At 72.7% G+C, this 15,108-nt stretch carries 13 protein-coding genes; 2 read left to right on the top strand and 11 right to left on the bottom strand.

Going from position 1 to position 15,108, the window contains the following annotated elements; translation table 11 throughout:
* Positions 1–570: 570 nt before the first annotated feature.
* From proC to AB0J12_RS24335, 6 genes are all read right to left on the bottom strand, one after another.
* Positions 571–1,383 (bottom strand): pyrroline-5-carboxylate reductase, encoded by an 813-nt coding sequence (gene proC / locus AB0J12_RS24360; RefSeq protein WP_363266489.1) that lies wholly within the window; start codon positions 1,381–1,383, stop codon positions 571–573.
* A 135-nt stretch (positions 1,384–1,518) separates the two neighbouring features.
* Positions 1,519–2,295, bottom strand: a complete 777-nt coding sequence (locus AB0J12_RS24355; RefSeq protein WP_363266488.1) for an ABC transporter permease — start codon at positions 2,293–2,295, stop codon at positions 1,519–1,521.
* Positions 2,292–3,083 (bottom strand): ABC transporter ATP-binding protein, encoded by a 792-nt coding sequence (locus AB0J12_RS24350; RefSeq protein ID WP_363266487.1) that lies wholly within the window; start codon positions 3,081–3,083, stop codon positions 2,292–2,294. Before AB0J12_RS24350 ends, AB0J12_RS24355 begins: the two co-directional genes overlap by 4 nt.
* A 97-nt stretch (positions 3,084–3,180) precedes the next feature.
* On the bottom strand, positions 3,181–3,996 hold the full coding sequence (locus AB0J12_RS24345) for a class I SAM-dependent methyltransferase (protein WP_363266486.1): 816 nt from the start codon (positions 3,994–3,996) through the stop codon (positions 3,181–3,183).
* A 72-nt stretch (positions 3,997–4,068) separates the two neighbouring features.
* The gene (locus tag AB0J12_RS24340; protein WP_363266485.1) at positions 4,069–4,563 is read right to left on the bottom strand and encodes an EamA/RhaT family transporter; all 495 of its coding nucleotides are present in this window, start codon (positions 4,561–4,563) and stop codon (positions 4,069–4,071) included.
* Between the two features lie 79 nt (positions 4,564–4,642).
* Positions 4,643–4,954 (bottom strand): SH3 domain-containing protein, encoded by a 312-nt coding sequence (locus AB0J12_RS24335; protein ID WP_363266484.1) that lies wholly within the window; start codon positions 4,952–4,954, stop codon positions 4,643–4,645.
* A 179-nt stretch (positions 4,955–5,133) separates the two neighbouring features.
* Here AB0J12_RS24335 and AB0J12_RS24330 point away from each other — a divergent pair, with 179 nt between their 5' ends.
* Positions 5,134–7,305: a serine/threonine-protein kinase gene (locus tag AB0J12_RS24330; RefSeq protein ID WP_363266483.1), complete on the top strand. Its 2,172-nt coding sequence runs from the start codon at positions 5,134–5,136 to the stop codon at positions 7,303–7,305.
* Between the two features lie 148 nt (positions 7,306–7,453).
* Here AB0J12_RS24330 and ilvD read toward each other — a convergent pair whose 3' ends face one another.
* From ilvD to AB0J12_RS24310, 4 genes are all read right to left on the bottom strand, one after another.
* Positions 7,454–9,307, bottom strand: a complete 1,854-nt coding sequence (gene ilvD, locus AB0J12_RS24325) for a dihydroxy-acid dehydratase (protein WP_363266482.1) — start codon at positions 9,305–9,307, stop codon at positions 7,454–7,456.
* A gap of 126 nt (positions 9,308–9,433) precedes the next feature.
* Positions 9,434–10,072, bottom strand: coding sequence for a TetR family transcriptional regulator (locus AB0J12_RS24320; RefSeq protein ID WP_363266481.1), 639 nt, complete (start codon positions 10,070–10,072; stop codon positions 9,434–9,436).
* Complete coding sequence (locus AB0J12_RS24315; protein ID WP_363266480.1) at positions 10,069–10,893, bottom strand: sugar phosphate isomerase/epimerase; 825 nt, start codon at positions 10,891–10,893, stop codon at positions 10,069–10,071. Before AB0J12_RS24315 ends, AB0J12_RS24320 begins: the two co-directional genes overlap by 4 nt.
* 344 nt (positions 10,894–11,237) lie before the next feature.
* Positions 11,238–12,170 carry a Ppx/GppA phosphatase family protein gene (locus tag AB0J12_RS24310; RefSeq protein WP_363266479.1) on the bottom strand — a complete coding sequence of 311 codons (933 nt, stop codon included), beginning with the start codon at positions 12,168–12,170 and terminating at the stop codon, positions 11,238–11,240.
* Positions 12,171–12,349: 179 nt separating this feature from the next.
* Here AB0J12_RS24310 and AB0J12_RS24305 point away from each other — a divergent pair, with 179 nt between their 5' ends.
* On the top strand, positions 12,350–13,156 hold the full coding sequence (locus AB0J12_RS24305; RefSeq protein WP_363266498.1) for a hypothetical protein: 807 nt from the start codon (positions 12,350–12,352) through the stop codon (positions 13,154–13,156).
* Between the two features lie 65 nt (positions 13,157–13,221).
* Here AB0J12_RS24305 and AB0J12_RS24300 read toward each other — a convergent pair whose 3' ends face one another.
* Positions 13,222–14,961 (bottom strand): hypothetical protein, encoded by a 1,740-nt coding sequence (locus AB0J12_RS24300; RefSeq protein WP_363266478.1) that lies wholly within the window; start codon positions 14,959–14,961, stop codon positions 13,222–13,224.
* Positions 14,962–15,108: the final 147 nt, after the last annotated feature.

The raw sequence follows: 15,108 nt of genomic DNA, 5'->3' as shown, positions 1-15,108 counted from the left end.
TATCAACATATCTGGCGTTGACTTTTGGCACGCTGTTGAGTTCTCAAGGAACGGTCGCTTCCTTTGTACTCACCCTCTCGGGCTTTCCTCCGGGCGCTTCCCTTCGGTCTTGCGTTTCCGACTCTATCAGATCTTTCCGACCCGATTTCCTCGGTGCTTTCCAGGTTCCCGCTCTCGCGGTTTCCTTTCCGGCGTTTCCGACTCTATCAGACCCTTTCGGCGCCTGACCCCCAGTCAGCGGGGTTCGCCTTCCCGGCCCTTGGGCCGTTCCGACGAGTGAGACTTTAGCGGATTCCCGGCTCCCGAGCTAATCGGGCCCCTGCGTCCTTTCGAACGTGGATTCCTCATTTCGCAAATGCGCGCGCCTGCAACACGACAGCAGCGCAGTGAAACGACTGGCCGTCGAGAAGTGGGTGGTGCTTGCGGAATGGCTGTCCGGGGACCGACCGGAGTCGGCTCTCACGTCGGACAACTCGAAGAACCCTACGGATGCCACCGGGGTGTGTCAACTCATGGCGGGACCACACCCCGGCGCGCCTGCTGGACCTGCGGCCCTGCCTGCCGGCGGGCTCAGTCCTTCGTGCCGGCGGCCAGCGCGCGGCTGCGGTCACGGGCGGCTTCCAGGGCGGCGATCAGGGCGGCCCGTACGCCGTGGTTCTCCAGCTCGCGGATGGCGTTGATGGTGGTGCCGGCCGGAGAGGTGACGTTCTCGCGCAGCTTGACCGGGTGCTCGCCGCTGTCGCGGAGCATGGTCGCGGCGCCGATCGCGGACTGCACGATCAGGTCGTGCGCCTTGTCGCGGGGCAGGCCGAGCAGGATGCCGGCGTCCGTCATCGCTTCGACCAGGTAGAAGAAGTACGCCGGGCCGGAGCCGGACAGGGCGGTGCAGGCGTCCTGCTGGGACTCGGGGACGCGGAGCGTCTTGCCGACGGCGCCGAAGATCTCCTCGGTGTGGGCCAGGTGCGCCGCGGTGGCGTGGCTGCCGGCGGAGATGACGGACATGGCCTCGTCGACGAGGGCGGGGGTGTTCGTCATGACGCGGACGACCGGGGTGCCGGCGGCGAGGCGCTCCTCGAGGAACGCGGTGGTGATGCCCGCGGCACCGCTGATGACCAGGCGGTCGGCGGGGACGTGGGGGGCGAGTTCGTCGAGGAGGGTGCCCATGTCCTGCGGCTTGACCGTGAGGATCAGGGTGTCCGCGGTCTTGGCGGCCTCGGCGTTGGTGACCGGGGTGACGCCGTAGCGGGTGCGGAGTTCGTCGGCGCGTTCCTGGCGGCGGGCCGTGACGAGGAGGTCGGCCGGGGTCCAGCCGCTGCGGATCATTCCGCTGAGCAGGGCTTCACCGATCTTGCCGGTGCCGAGAACTGCGACTTTCTGCGTCATGGCGGGGGATGCCTCCGAAGGGTGCGTCGTCCTGGAGGCATCCTCGCACCCGGGGCGGGGGCGGGCCCGTGTTGTCCGGTGGGCGGGACGGGCGCGCGGGACGGTGTGCGGGACGCCTCGGCGGTCGGCCTCGGGTCAGGCCGTACGGCGTCGGAGGGTGGCCGCGCCGAGGGCGAGGACGAGCAGGGCGCAGCCGGCCACGATGAGGACGTCGCGGACGAAGGTGGCGGTCATGTCGGTGTGGTGGAGGACCTCGTTCATGCCGTCGACGGCGTACGACATGGGCAGGACGTCGGAGATCGCCTCGAGGGCGGGGTGCATGTCGGACCTGGGCGTGAACAGGCCGCACAGGAGGAGCTGGGGGAAGATCACTGCCGGCATGAACTGGACCGCCTGGAATTCCGAGGCCGCGAAGGCCGAGACGAAGAGACCGAGGGCCGTGCCGAGGAGGGCGTCGAGCAGGGCGACCAGGAGGAGCAGCCAGGGGCTGCCGGTGACGTCCAGGCCGAGGATCCACAGCGCGAGGGCGGTGGCGAGGGCGGACTGGACGATCGCGACGGCGCCGAAGGCGAGGGCGTAGCCGGCGATCAGGTCGCCCTTGCCGAGGGGCAGGGCGAGGAGGCGTTCGAGGGTGCCCGAGGTGCGTTCGCGCAGGGTGGCGATGGAGGTCACCAGGAACATCGTGATCAGCGGGAAGATCCCGAGCAGGGACGCGCCGATGCTGTCGAAGGTGTGCGGGCTGCCGTCGAAGACGTAGCGCAGCAGGAAGAGCATCACGCAGGGGATGAGGAGCATCAGCGCGATGGTGCGTGGGTCGTGGGTGAGTTGGCGCAGGACCCGGGCGGCGGTGGCGGTGGTGCGGGCGGGGTGCAGGGCGCGGGTGGGGGCCGGTGCGGTCGTGTGGGTGCTCATCGGGTGGTCTCCTGAGCGCGGGCTGCGGCGTTGGCCTGGTCGACCAGGTGGAGGAAGGCGGCCTCGACGGTGTCGGCGGCGGTGCGGTCGCGCAGGGCGTCGGGGGTGTCCTCGGCGAGGATGCGGCCGTCGCGCATGAGCAGCAGGCGGTGGCAGCGTTCGGCCTCGTCCATGACGTGGGAGGAGACGAGGAGGGTGGCGCCGCGGTCGGTGAGGGTGTGGAAGAGGTTCCACAGGTCGCGGCGCAGGACGGGGTCGAGGCCGACGGTGGGTTCGTCGAGGACGAGCAGCTCGGGGGTGCCGAGCAGGGCGACGGCGAGGGAGACGCGGCTGCGCTGTCCGCCGGAGAGCTTGCCGGCGAGGGTGTCGGCGTGCCGGGTGAGGTCGACGTCGGTGAGGACGCGGTCGACGTCGGCGCGGCGGTCGGGGGTGGGTTGTGCGGGGTTGAGGACTGCGGCGAAGTAGTCGAGGTTCTGGCGGATCGACAGGTCGTCGTAGACGGACGGGGCCTGGGTGACGTAGCCGATGCGGGTGCGCAGGGCGGGGTGGCCGGCGGGGAGGCCGAGGACGTCGAGGGTGCCGGTGACCTTGGCCTGGGTGCCGACGATCGCGCGCAGGAGGGTGGACTTGCCGCAGCCGGAGGGGCCGAGCAGGCCGGTGATACGGCCGCGCGGGACGGAGAAGTCCAGGCCGTGCAGGACGGTGCGGGGGCCGCGGACGGCGGTGAGGGCGGAGGCGTGGATGGCGGGGGCGTCGGTGGGGGGTACGCCGGACGAGTAATTCACCATGTGATGAATATTGCGCCCGGCGCAGGGCGGCGTCAAGCGTCCGCGGGGCTCGCGGCCTTGCGGGCGCGGGGCTTGAGGGCGCGGGGAGGCTGCCCGGTCATGCGGTGCGGGCCACGAGCAGCTCCACGTCGTACGTCTCCTCCACGACACCGTCGGGGAAGACGGTCAGCAGGTGGGCGCGCTCGGCGGTGAGGAACGTCCGGGCGCTGTTCTCGCCGTGGACGAGGAAGACGGAGTGGCTGCCGATGTTGGCGAGGTGGGTGTCGACGGGGACGCGGCGGCTCCAGCGCACTCGGCGATGTGCGAAGCACAGGCGGCCGGTGGGGTCGGCGGCGGCCGGATCGAAGGCGGCCTTCTTCGCGTGGGCGTCGTCGATGCCGAAATGGCGGGCGATCCGGACCGACTGGTCGGCGATCCACGGCACGTCGGGGGCGCTGGTGTTCCACCACAGCGCGAGCGCGCCGCCCGGCCGCAGCACGCGCCGGGCCTCCGGGACCGCGCGGGCCGGGTCGGTCCAGTGCCAGGACTGGGCATAGGTGAGGAGGTCCATGGAGGCCGCGGCGAGCGGCAGGGCGTTGCCGTCGCCGCGGACGAGCGGCACCTCGGGCAGGCCGCGGTGCAGCTCTGCGGCCATGCCGGCGCCCGGTTCCACGGCGAGGACGTCGGCGCGGCGGCGGGTCAGGAGGTCGGTCGCGATACCGGTGCCCGCGCCCACGTCGGCGACGCGTGCGCCGGTGAGGGAACGGCCGGCGAGCTCTTCGACGGCGTCGAACAGGGCGTCGGGGTACGACGGGCGGTGGGCGGCGTACCGGGCCGCGGCGGCGTTGAAGGAGTGGGCGCGGGCCGCATGAAGGTGAGCGAGGTCGCGGGGCTCCGGTGTCGGGACGCGGCTGGGTTCTGACGTGGCTGCCATGGGGCCATGGTGGCCGGGACGGTCGCCGGGAGCAGACGGTTTTCGCTCACCGCGCTCACCCCACGACGGCTCCTAGGAACGCCGCTTCTTCTTGGTGGGGTTGCCCGAGCGCTTCACGGTGCGGCGTCGGTGCTGGTCGAGGGCTTCCTCGTAGTCGGCGCGGTGGAGCTTCTCGCCCGGGGCCTCGGTCAGGGAGCGGAAGAAGTAGGCGAGGAGCGAGCCGACGAAGCCGATGGCGAGCAGGCCGCGCAGGTTGGCCTGCCGTTCCGGGTCGGGGCGCGTGCCGAAGGAGTCCCAGGTGTGCCGGAAGGCGAGCGCGCTGCAGATCGCGAACATCGCGATGACGAGCACGGTGACGAAGCTGCCGGTGTCCGCGATCGCCAGCCCCTCGTAGGCGAAGCGCAGCACCAGGCAGGCGGCCGCCGCGGCGACGAGGGAGCCGACGGCGACACCGAAGCGCCGGGCGGTGTAGCCGCGCGAGTGGTCGACCCAGGTGGTGCCGAAGAATCGCAGGGGTTCCGGCCGGGGGCCGGTGGGGGTCTTCCGGGTGCCGTTGTCGTCGCTCACGCCCTCGATTATGGCGCTGTGCGCCCACCGCCCCCGGGCCGCGGCTCCTCGTCGGTGCCGCGGCCCGGGGCGGTTTCGCTCAGGCGCAGCGCGGGGCTATGTAGCCGTCGCTGCCCGTGTGCACGTACGCGTCGGAGACGAACTCGCCGTTGCCGATGTTGTCCCAGATGTTGGTCGTGCCGTAGTAGCCGGACACCGAGGTGCCCGGGGACTGGCAGTAGACCGGCACCTTGATGCCCTCCGGCAGGATCTTGACGATCGGGTAGCCGGTGCCGGGGCCGCTGCGCACGTTCAGACGGACGCCGGGCGCCACGTCGTAGGAGCGCAGCGCCGTCGCGGTCTGGGCCTGCAGTGCCTCACCTGCGGTTTCGTCGACATGGTCGACCGACATGATGACCTCCCCCGTTGCACCCCACGACAGACGTGGGGTCCCGTTGATTCCCTTTCGTCGCGCGGTGAAACACCTGTGCGCGACTCGCACGCGAACGCTAGCAAGCCGCCTCTGTCCTGTTCGAGTCATCGACTAGGCTCCGTGCGTCGCGCGCGCGGACGAAGAGCACGGGGGGTTCCATGGCGCCACAGAGGAACACCGGGGCGGGCGCGGAAGCGGAACTTCCGGAATACGCCGGTCACTATCTGCTGGAGTCCCGTCTGGGCTCGGGCGGCATGGGCGTCGTGCACCTGGCCCGCAGTGCGTCGGGCATGCGGCTCGCGGTGAAGGTCGTGCACGCCGAGTTCGCCAGGGACCCCGAGTTCCGGGGCCGTTTCCGGCAGGAGATCGTGGCCGCGCGCCGGGTGAGCGGCGCCTTCACCGCGCCCGTCGTGGACGCCGATCCGGAGGCCGACCGGCCCTGGATGGCCACGCTGTTCATCCCCGGTCCGACGCTGTCCGAGCACGTCAAGGACAACGGCCCGATGGCTACGGCGGAGTTGCGCCGGCTGATGGCGGGGCTCGCGGAGGCGCTGCGCGACATCCACCGGGTCGGGGTGGTGCACCGGGATCTGAAGCCGAGCAACGTGCTGCTCGCCGAGGACGGTCCGAAGGTCATCGACTTCGGTATCTCCCGGCCCAAGGACAGCGAACTGCGCACCGAGACCGGCAAGTTGATCGGCACACCGCCGTTCATGGCGCCGGAGCAGTTCCGGCGGCCCCGGCAGGTGGGGCCCGCGGCCGACATCTTCGCGCTCGGTTCCGTGATGGTGCACGCGGCGACCGGACGGGGTCCGTTCGACTCCGACAGTCCGTATGTCGTCGCCTACTCGGTCGTCCACGACGAACCGGATCTGACGGGCGTGCCCGGGAACCTCGCGCCGCTGGTGGGGCGTTGTCTGGCCAAAGAGCCGGAAGAGCGGCCGACACCGGACGAGCTGATGCGGGAGCTGCGCTCGGTGGCGGCCTCGTACGACACGCAGGCGTTCATACCGGCTCAGCGGACGGGGGCCCGGCTGACGGGGGACGGACCACCGCCGTCCGCGGCGAAGGACGGCCCGGACAGTGGAGCGGCGGGAGGTGGCGCAGGGGCGCAGGAGGACGACGAGGCGGGAGCAGCGGGTGCGGGTGACCGTGCGCGCAGGCGTCGGCGCGCGCGGATCGCCGCCGCCGTGGGGGCGGTGGCGCTGGTCGCGGGCGGCGCGTTCGCCGTCGTGCCGCTGATCGACGGCGGCGTCGCGGCGGGCGGTACGGCCGCGCGGTCCGCGCGGGACGGCTTCGCCGGGTGGGAGGCCGAGCCGGTGGCGGCAAGCGATGGTGCCGCCGAGTGCGCCCCGGGCGCCGGCCGGCTGCTGTGTGCCCGGCCCGGCGTGGTCTTCGCGCTCGACCCCGAGGACGGGCGGCTGCTGTGGCAGCACCCCGCCGCGCAGGGGCGCTCCGCCGGCCCGCCGGCCGTGGCGGGCGGGTTCGTGTACGCCCCGGCGGACCAGGGGCGGCGGCTGGAGGCGCTCGACCCGGCCTCCGGCCAGGTGCGCAGGCGGCAGGACGTGCCCGCGTACGCCGGGTTCCGGGCCGTCGGCGACATGCTGCTGCTCACCGGTGCGCACGGCGTGGTGACGGGCGTCGACGCGGCGACGGGCGCCACGGTGTGGAGCCACCGGATCGCGGGGCAGGCCATGCCGTCCTTCGAGTCGTTCGCCGGGGACACCCTGGCGTTCGCGGCGAGCGTGTCCGGCGACGGTAAGCACACCCGCGTCACCGCCGTGGACCCGCGCACCGGTGACGTGCGCTGGGAGACCCGGCTGGACGGGATGCTGGACCTCGTCGGGGCGCAGGACGGATCGGTGTATCTGCTCGCCCTGGACCGGACGTACGGCGAGGCGACCGCCGTCGTGCGCCACTCCCCCGCGACCGGGGCGACGCGCCGGGTCGCGCTGCCCGTCGCCCGGCAGGGGGCGCAGGCCGCCGTACGGGGGGACGTCGTCTACCTCATGGGGGACGGAGGGTCGCTGGACGCCGTCGACATGGGCGCGCGCAAGCGGCTGTGGTCTCTGGAGACGTCCGTGAGCCGCGCCTCGGCGCCGGCCGCCGACCGTGACCATGTGTATGTCACGGCGGCCGACGGGCGGCTGCTCGGCGTCGACGCCCGCACGGGCGGCCTCGTCGGACAGACCCGCGCCCGGCTCGGCACCGGCGGGGACCGCATCGCCGCGAGCCTGCCCACGCCGGTGGTCGCCGACGGCCGCGTGTACGCATCGGCGCCCGACGGCACGGTGTTCGCGGTGCCCGCGGGGGCGCCGGGCGGGTGGTAACCGTCGGGGGCGGACAGGCGACGGGCCGCCCGGGGGGAGAGAGAAAGAGACAGGCCCTGGGCCGCCCCGGGGGAGACAGGCGAAGGGCCGCCCCCGAGGGAGCGGCCCTTCATCGTCGTACGACCTGGCCGGGGCGGCCGGGAGAGGGTCAGGCCAGCTTGGACACGTCCCGCACCGCGCCCTTGTCGGCGCTGGTGGCCATCGCGGCGTAGGCACGCAGGGCGGCCGAGACCTTGCGTTCGCGGTTCTTCGGGCGGTAGGCGCCGTTCAGGGCCTGCTCGCGGCGGGCCAGCTCGGCGTCGTCGACCAGCAGCTCGATCGTGCGGTTCGGGATGTCGATGCGGATGCGGTCGCCGTCCTCGACGAGGGCGATGGTGCCGCCTGAGGCCGCCTCGGGGGACGCGTGGCCGATCGACAGGCCGGACGTGCCGCCGGAGAAGCGGCCGTCGGTGACCAGGGCGCACGCCTTGCCCAGGCCCCGGCCCTTCAGGTACGAGGTCGGGTAGAGCATCTCCTGCATGCCGGGGCCGCCCTTGGGGCCCTCGTAGCGGATGACGACGACGTCGCCCTCCTTGACCTGCTGGGTGAGGATCTTCTGGACGGCCTCCTCCTGCGACTCGCAGACCACCGCCGGACCCTCGAAGGTCCAGATCGACTCGTCGACGCCGGCCGTCTTCACCACGCAGCCGTCGACGGCGAGGTTGCCCTTGAGGACCGCGAGGCCGCCGTCCTTGGAGTAGGCGTGCTCGGCCGAGCGGATGCAGCCGCCCTCGGCGTCGGTGTCCAGTGCCTCCCAGCGCTCGGACTGGGAGAAGGCCTCGGCGGACCTCACACATCCCGGCGCCGCGTGCCACAGCTCGACGGCCTCGGGGGACGGGGAGCCGCCGCGCACGTCCCAGGTCTTGAGCCAGTCGGCCAGGGACGGGCTGTGCACGGAGTGCACGTCCTCGTTGAGCAGACCGGCGCGGTGCAGCTCGCCGAGGAGGGCGGGGATGCCGCCGGCGCGGTGCACGTCCTCCATGTAGTACGTGCGGTCCTTGGCGACGTTCGGGGCCACCTTCGCCAGGCACGGCACCCGGCGGGAGACGGCGTCGATCTGCTCCAGGCCGAAGAGCACCTCCGCCTCCTGGGCTGCGGCCAGCAGGTGCAGGATCGTGTTGGTGGAGCCGCCCATCGCGATGTCGAGGGCCATGGCGTTCTCGAACGCCTGGATCGTGGCGATGCTGCGCGGCAGGACCGAGTCGTCGTCCTGCTCGTAGTAGCGGCGGACCAGGTCCATCACGGTGTGCGCGGCGTCGACGTACAGCTGCTTGCGCGCGGTGTGGGTGGCCAGGACCGAGCCGTTGCCGGGCAGGGACAGGCCGATCGCCTCGGTGAGGCAGTTCATCGAGTTGGCGGTGAACATGCCGGAACAGGAGCCGCAGGTCGGACAGGCGTTCTCCTCGATACGGAGCATGTCCTCATCGGAGATCTTGTCGTTCACCGCGTCGGACATCGCGTCGACCAGGTCGAGCGTGCGGACCGTGCCGTCGACGAGGGTGGCGCGGCCGGACTCCATCGGGCCGCCGGAGACGAAGACCGTCGGGATGTTCAGGCGCAGGGCCGCGTTCAGCATGCCCGGGGTGATCTTGTCGCAGTTGGAGATGCAGACCAGGGCGTCGGCGCAGTGCGCCTCGACCATGTACTCCACGCTGTCCGCGATCAGGTCGCGGGAGGGCAGGGAGTAGAGCATGCCGCCGTGGCCCATCGCGATGCCGTCGTCGACGGCGATCGTGTTGAACTCGCGCGGGATGCCTCCCGCCTCCTTGATCGCCTCGCTGACGATCCGGCCGACCGGGGCCAGGTGGGTGTGGCCGGGGACGAACTCGGTGAAACTGTTGGCGACCGCGATGACGGGCTTCCGGCCGATGTCCGCACCGGGTACACCGGAGGCGCGCATCAGGGCGCGGGCGCCCGCCATGTTGCGGCCGTGGGTGACTGTGCGGGACCTCAGCTCGGGCATCGTCGCTCGCTCCTTCTAAGACCTTCGGTCAGAGAATTCTGACTGCAGTCGAGCGTACGCCGGTCATCCAGGGACCGGGACAGGGTGTCCGGAATGCGGGACGGATGTCTCGCCGTTCCGCGTCTCTCAGCCGCCCGTCAGGTGCGTCTGTACGACCGGGGCGAGGCGGGCGATGATCTGTTCGACGTCCACCGACGCCAGCGGCTCCACCTTGATCACGTACCGCAGCATCACCGTGCCGACCAGCTGCGCCGCCGCCAGTTCGGCGCGCAGCTCGGCGTCCGCGGTCCGCAGCTCTCCCGCGACCCGGCGCAGCAGCTGCGTGGAGACGAGTCGGCGCAGGGCGGCCGCGGCGGTCTCGTTGTTCACCGCCGAGCGGATGATCGCGAGCAGCGACGTCCGGGTGGCGGGGTTCTCCCAGAGGCCGAAGAGCAGGCGGGTCATGCGCTCGCCGACATCGGCGAGGGGGCCGGCCAGGGCCGCGTCGCGCATCGTCAGGGCCGGTGCGAAGGCGACCTCGATGGCCGCTTCGAAGATCTGTTCCTTGGTGCCGAAGTAGTGGTGGACGAGCGCCGAGTCGACACCGGCGGCCTTGGCGATGCCGCGCACGGACGTCTTCTCGTAGCCGCGCTCGGAGAACTCCTCGCGGGCCGCGGTCAGGATGCGGTCACGCGTGCCGGCCGACTCCGTGCGCGGCGGCCGCCCCCGGCGGCGGGCACCGGCGGGGGTGGCCGTCGTCGCCGGGGTGTCGCCACGGCTCGTCATCGCCGGGGCACCTTCACCGCGGACGCCAGGTGGAGGCGGGTGAAGGCCAGGGCCTCGGCGAGGTCGGCCTCGCGCTCCGCGCTGGACATGGCGCGGCGGGTGTTGACCTCGATGACGACATGGCCGTCGAAGCCGTTCACGGCGAGCCGCTCGAGCACCTCCGCGCAGGGCTGCGTGCCGCGGCCGGGCACCAGGTGCTCGTCCTTCGCGGAGCCGCGGCCGTCGGCGAGGTGCACATGGCCGAGGCGGTCGGCCATGCGGTCGATCATCTGGATCGCGTCGGTGCGGGCGGTCGCGGTGTGACTGAGATCGATCGTGAAGTGGCGGTAGTCGTCCTTCGTGACGTCCCAGTCGGGGGCGTACGCGAGCATCTCGCGGTCGCGGTAGCGCCACGGGTACATGTTCTCGACGGCGAACCGCACGTCCGTCTCGTTCGCCATGCGCCAGATTCCGTCCACGAAGTCCCGGGCGTACTGGCGCTGCCAGCGGAAGGGCGGGTGGACGACGACGGTGCTCGCGCCGAGCTTCTCGGCCGCCACCCGGGCGCGCTGCAGCTTGGTCCACGGGTCGGTGGACCACACCCGCTGCGTGATCAGCAGACAGGGTGCGTGTACGGCGAGGATCGGGATCCGGTGGTAGTCGCTGAGTCTGCGCAGCGCCTCGATGTCCTGGCTGACCGGGTCGGTCCACACCATGACCTCGACACCGTCGTAGCCGAGGCGCGCGGCGATCTCGAAGGCCGTGGCCGTCGACTCCGGATACACCGAGGCCGTCGACAGCGCGACCTTCGCATCCGGGATCCGTACGACTGGCTCTGCCATGGGGGACAGGTTACGGGGTGCGGCGTCGTGGACGGGGGGTGCGTAATCGCCGTTGTGGCGAGCGCCATACGCGGCTGCGGGCTGTGGCGGGGCGCCTCTTGACCGTTGTGGTGAGCACCACGCGCGTGTGCCGGCCGGGGCGAGGGGGGCCGACTCACCGCTGCGGTGAGCACCACGCGCGCGTGCCGGCCGGCGCGAGGGACGCCCACTCACCGCTGCGGTGAGCACCACGCGCGCGTACCGGCCGGCGCGAGGGACGCCCACTCACCGCTGCGGTGAGCACCACGCGCGCGTACCGGTGCGTTGTGGTTGATCGCGCAGTTCCCCGCGCCCCTTCGGGTTGGCTACGCCGAGCCCATGTGGTCCAGGCGGCGCAGGATCACTCCCTCCCGCAGGGCCCACGGACAGATTTCCAGGGCTTCCACCTCGAAGAGGTCCATCGCGCCCTCGGCGACCAGCGCGCCGGCGAGGAGCTGGCCCGCGCGGCCCTCGGAGACGCCGGGAAGCTCGGCGCGCTGGGCGGTGGTCATGTCGGCGAGCTTGGGGACCCACGCCTCCAGGCTCTCCCGCTTCAGCTCCCGCTGGGCGTACAGGCCCTCCGCGGAGCGGGCGGCGCCGGCGATGCGGGCCAGTTGCTTGAAGGTCTTGGAGGTGGCGACCACGTGGTCCGGGGCGCCGAAGCGGCTGAATTCGCCGACCGTGCGGGCGATCTGCGCGCGGACGTGACGGCGCAGGGCGCGGACGTCCTCCGGGTCGGGCGGGTCGCCGGGCAGCCAGCCGGCGGTGAGGCGGCCGGCGCCCAGCGGCAGCGACACGGCCGTGTCCGGTTCCTCGTCCATGCCGTAGGCGATCTCCAGGGAGCCGCCGCCGATGTCGAGGACCAGCAGCTTCCCGGCGGACCAGCCGAACCAGCGGCGGACGGCGAGGAAGGTGAGGCGGGCCTCCTCCTCACCGGTGAGCACCTGCAGCTCGACGCCGGTCTCCTCCCGCACGCGCGCGAGGACGTCGTCGGCGTTGCCGGCCTCGCGGACGGCGGACGTGGCGAAGGGCACCAGGTCCTCCACACCCTTGTCCTCGGCGGCCTGGAGGGCGTCCTCGACGACGGTGACCAGTTTGTCGATGCCCTCGGAGTCTATGCAGCCCTCGTCGTCCAGGAGTTGGGCGAGCCGCAGCTCCGCCTTGTGCGAATGCGCGGGCAGCGGGCGTGCGCCGGGGTGCGCGTCCACCACCAGCAGATGCACCGTGTTCGATCCCACGTCGAGGACACCGAGTCTCATGTACGGAACGCTACTGCCAGCGGCTCCGTGTTCGGCCCCCCGTGCGGTGCCGGGACGGGCACCCGGCGTTTTACCCTGGACGGGTGCCAAAGACGAAAAAGGCGAAGGACGAAAAACCGACCAAGACGGCGAAGGCCGAAAAGTCGACCAAATCCTCCGAGGTTCCTTCGCAGGCGAAGGTGGTGAAGGCTGCGAAGAAGCCCAAGAAGGCCCTGCCGGGGCCTCAGGCGCCGGTGGCCGACGAGAAGGGACTCGACTTCGCACGCGCGTGGGTGGAGTTCCCGGATCCGGCGGACGACGAGCAGGTCTTCCGGTGCGATCTGACATGGCTGACCTCCCGCTGGAACTGCATCTTCGGCAGCGGCTGCCAGGGCATCCAGGCGGGCCGCGCGGACGACGGGTGCTGCTCGCTGGGCGCGCACTTCTCCGACGAGGACGACGAGCAACGGGTCGCCGGGCATGTGGCGCGGCTCACGCCGGAGATCTGGCAGCACCACGCCGAGGGCACGGAGAACGGCTGGGTGTCCGAGGACGAGGACGGCGAGCGGCAGACCCGGCCCTTCCAGGGCTCCTGCATCTTCCAGAACCGGCCCGGCTTCGCCGGAGGCGCGGGCTGCTCGCTGCACATCCTGGCCCTGCGCGAGGGACGCGAGCCGCTGGAGACCAAGCCGGACGTGTGCTGGCAGCTGCCGATCCGGCGGACCTTCGACTGGATCGAGCGGCCCGACGACACACGCGTGCTGCAGGTCTCGATCGGGGAGTACGACCGCCGGGGCTGGGGTCCGGGCGGCCACGACCTGCACTGGTGGTGCACGTCGGCGACCTCGGCGCACGGCGCGGGCGACCCGGTGTACGTCTCCTACCGGGCGGAGCTGACCGAGCTGATGGGCAAGGCCGGCTACGACCGGCTGGTCGAGCTGTGCAAGGAGCGGCTGGCATCCCGGCTGCCGCTGCTCGCCCCGCACCCGGCGGACCCGGCCGGCTGACCCGGGCCACGGGTGGGTTTCGGCGCCGTATGCGCAAGGCGTACGGCGCCGTATCGCGTCCGGCGTCACGACGTCGACGGGGTCGGGTCGCCACTGTCGCCGGGCGGCGGGGTCGAGCTCCCGGGGTCGGTGGAGCCGCCCGGGTCGGACGGGGTGGACTCGGTGGGCGTGGGGTCCGGCGACGACGGCGGGCTGCTCGGGGTGGGTGAGCCACCGGTGTCCGAGGGAGCCGAGGTGGTGGGCGTCGGGCCGGGGTCGGACGGCGGCGGGTCCGTGGGGCTGCCCGGGCCGGGGCCCGTACCCGGGTCGGAGGGCCTGGGCGCGCTGCCGTAGCCGTCGATGGAGACGACGGCGCCGGCGGGCGCGATCGCCACCCGCGCGCTCCAGTGGCCGGACGGCTCGCGCAGGGGGTCGACGTGCACCTGGATCGTGAACGACTCGCCGGGCTGGAGGGTTCCCGAGGACTGGCTGAAGTAGAGCCAGGGGGCCGTGGTGGTGGCCGACCAGCGCACGGGGCCCGAGCCGGTCGCGGTGAGGGTGATCAGCGTGGTGTCGCCCCGGCTGCCGGCGGTGACCTCCAGGTCGCCGCTCCGGGCGCCGGTTCCGGCGACGCTGACGACCTCGGCGGAGACATCGCCGTCGTCGCCCCGGCCGAACCGGGCGCCGGGCCGGGTGCTGGCGTTGCCCGCGTTCTCGTACGCGCCGCTCGCCGTCTCGCCGTCGAGCATGCCCGCGTTGTGGTCCTGGCGGGCGGTGGCCGGGCCGCCGGCGGCGTCCTCGCCGACGGGTGCGCCGCGGTAGGCGGCCCACAGGGCGAGCACGGGGGCGGCGACCACGGTGGCGACGACGGTCGTGGTCACGGCACGCGCGCGCAGCCGGTCGCGGCGGGCCGCGCGGTCCTTGGGGTCCAGGGGGAAACCGCGCCGGTCGAAGCGCGGCACGGCGAGGCCACGCGCGCGTGGGTGGTGGGCGAGGGCGACGTGCAGGGCCGCGCGGGGCGCCTCCAGCACGGGCAGCTCGGCGGGGGTGACGCTGGCGCCGGGCCAGCGTCCGGGGACCGCGCGTTCGGCGGTGCGACGGCAGCGGGGGCAGTCGTCGACGTGCCGGACCAGTTCGCGGCGCAGGGTGCTGCTCAGCACGAACCGGCCGTCGCCGGTCAGGCGGGCGACGCTCGAGCAGGTGCCGGTCTCCACGACGGCGAGCGCCGCGCGGGTGCGCTCCACCTCGCAGGCCGCGGCGGCGAGCAGGTCGCGGGCGGCGGCGAGATCCATGCCGAGCACGGCGGCGACCTCGTGGCCGGCCAGGTGGTGGCGCACGGCGAGTTCCAGGGCCTCGCGCTGCTCGGGTGTGGTGCCGGCGGCCTCCGGCCAGGCGAGCAGGCCCAGTTCGCGGCGCCGCCGCTCCTGCACCTGAGGGGCGACCCGCACGGCGGCCTCGGGCTCCTTGCCGGTGCCCGCGCGGCCCGCGGCGTGGGTGGCCTGACGTTTCTGCTTGGCCTCGGCGAGCTTGCGCAGGCACACCCAGCGGGCCAGCGCGTACAGCCAGGCCCGGCGGTCGCCGGCGGCGTCCGGCACGCGCGTGCCGCGCCGCTCGGCGAGGGTGAGCGCGTCGGCGAGGGCGGCGGTGGCCGAGTCGTGGTCGCACAGGACGGACAGGCAGTAGGTGAACAGCCCGTCGAGATACGGCTCGTAGCGCGCGGGCGGGCGCTGCGCCAGCGTGCGCGCCGCGGCGCGATCGCGCGCCTCCCGGTGCGCCCGGTGTGCGCCGGTGGTGCGGGTCGGGGTCTCCGGAATGCTGCTCGTCACCCGTGCGACCGTAGGCGGCATGAGCAGGCCTTCTCGGGCGCCTTGAGCACTTTTAATCCGTACGGGTGAAACGATCCCTCAATAGGGGACAGCGGCCCTTCGGTCCGCGGCCGGTTCCGGGTTGCGGGTGGCCGGTTCCCGTCGAGG

The sequence above is a fragment of the Streptomyces sp. NPDC049915 genome, from assembly GCF_040656475.1.
Taxonomy (GTDB): domain Bacteria; phylum Actinomycetota; class Actinomycetes; order Streptomycetales; family Streptomycetaceae; genus Streptomyces.
The sequence above is the reverse complement of the archived record's forward strand: the minus strand, read 5'-3'. Positions and strand labels throughout refer to the sequence as shown.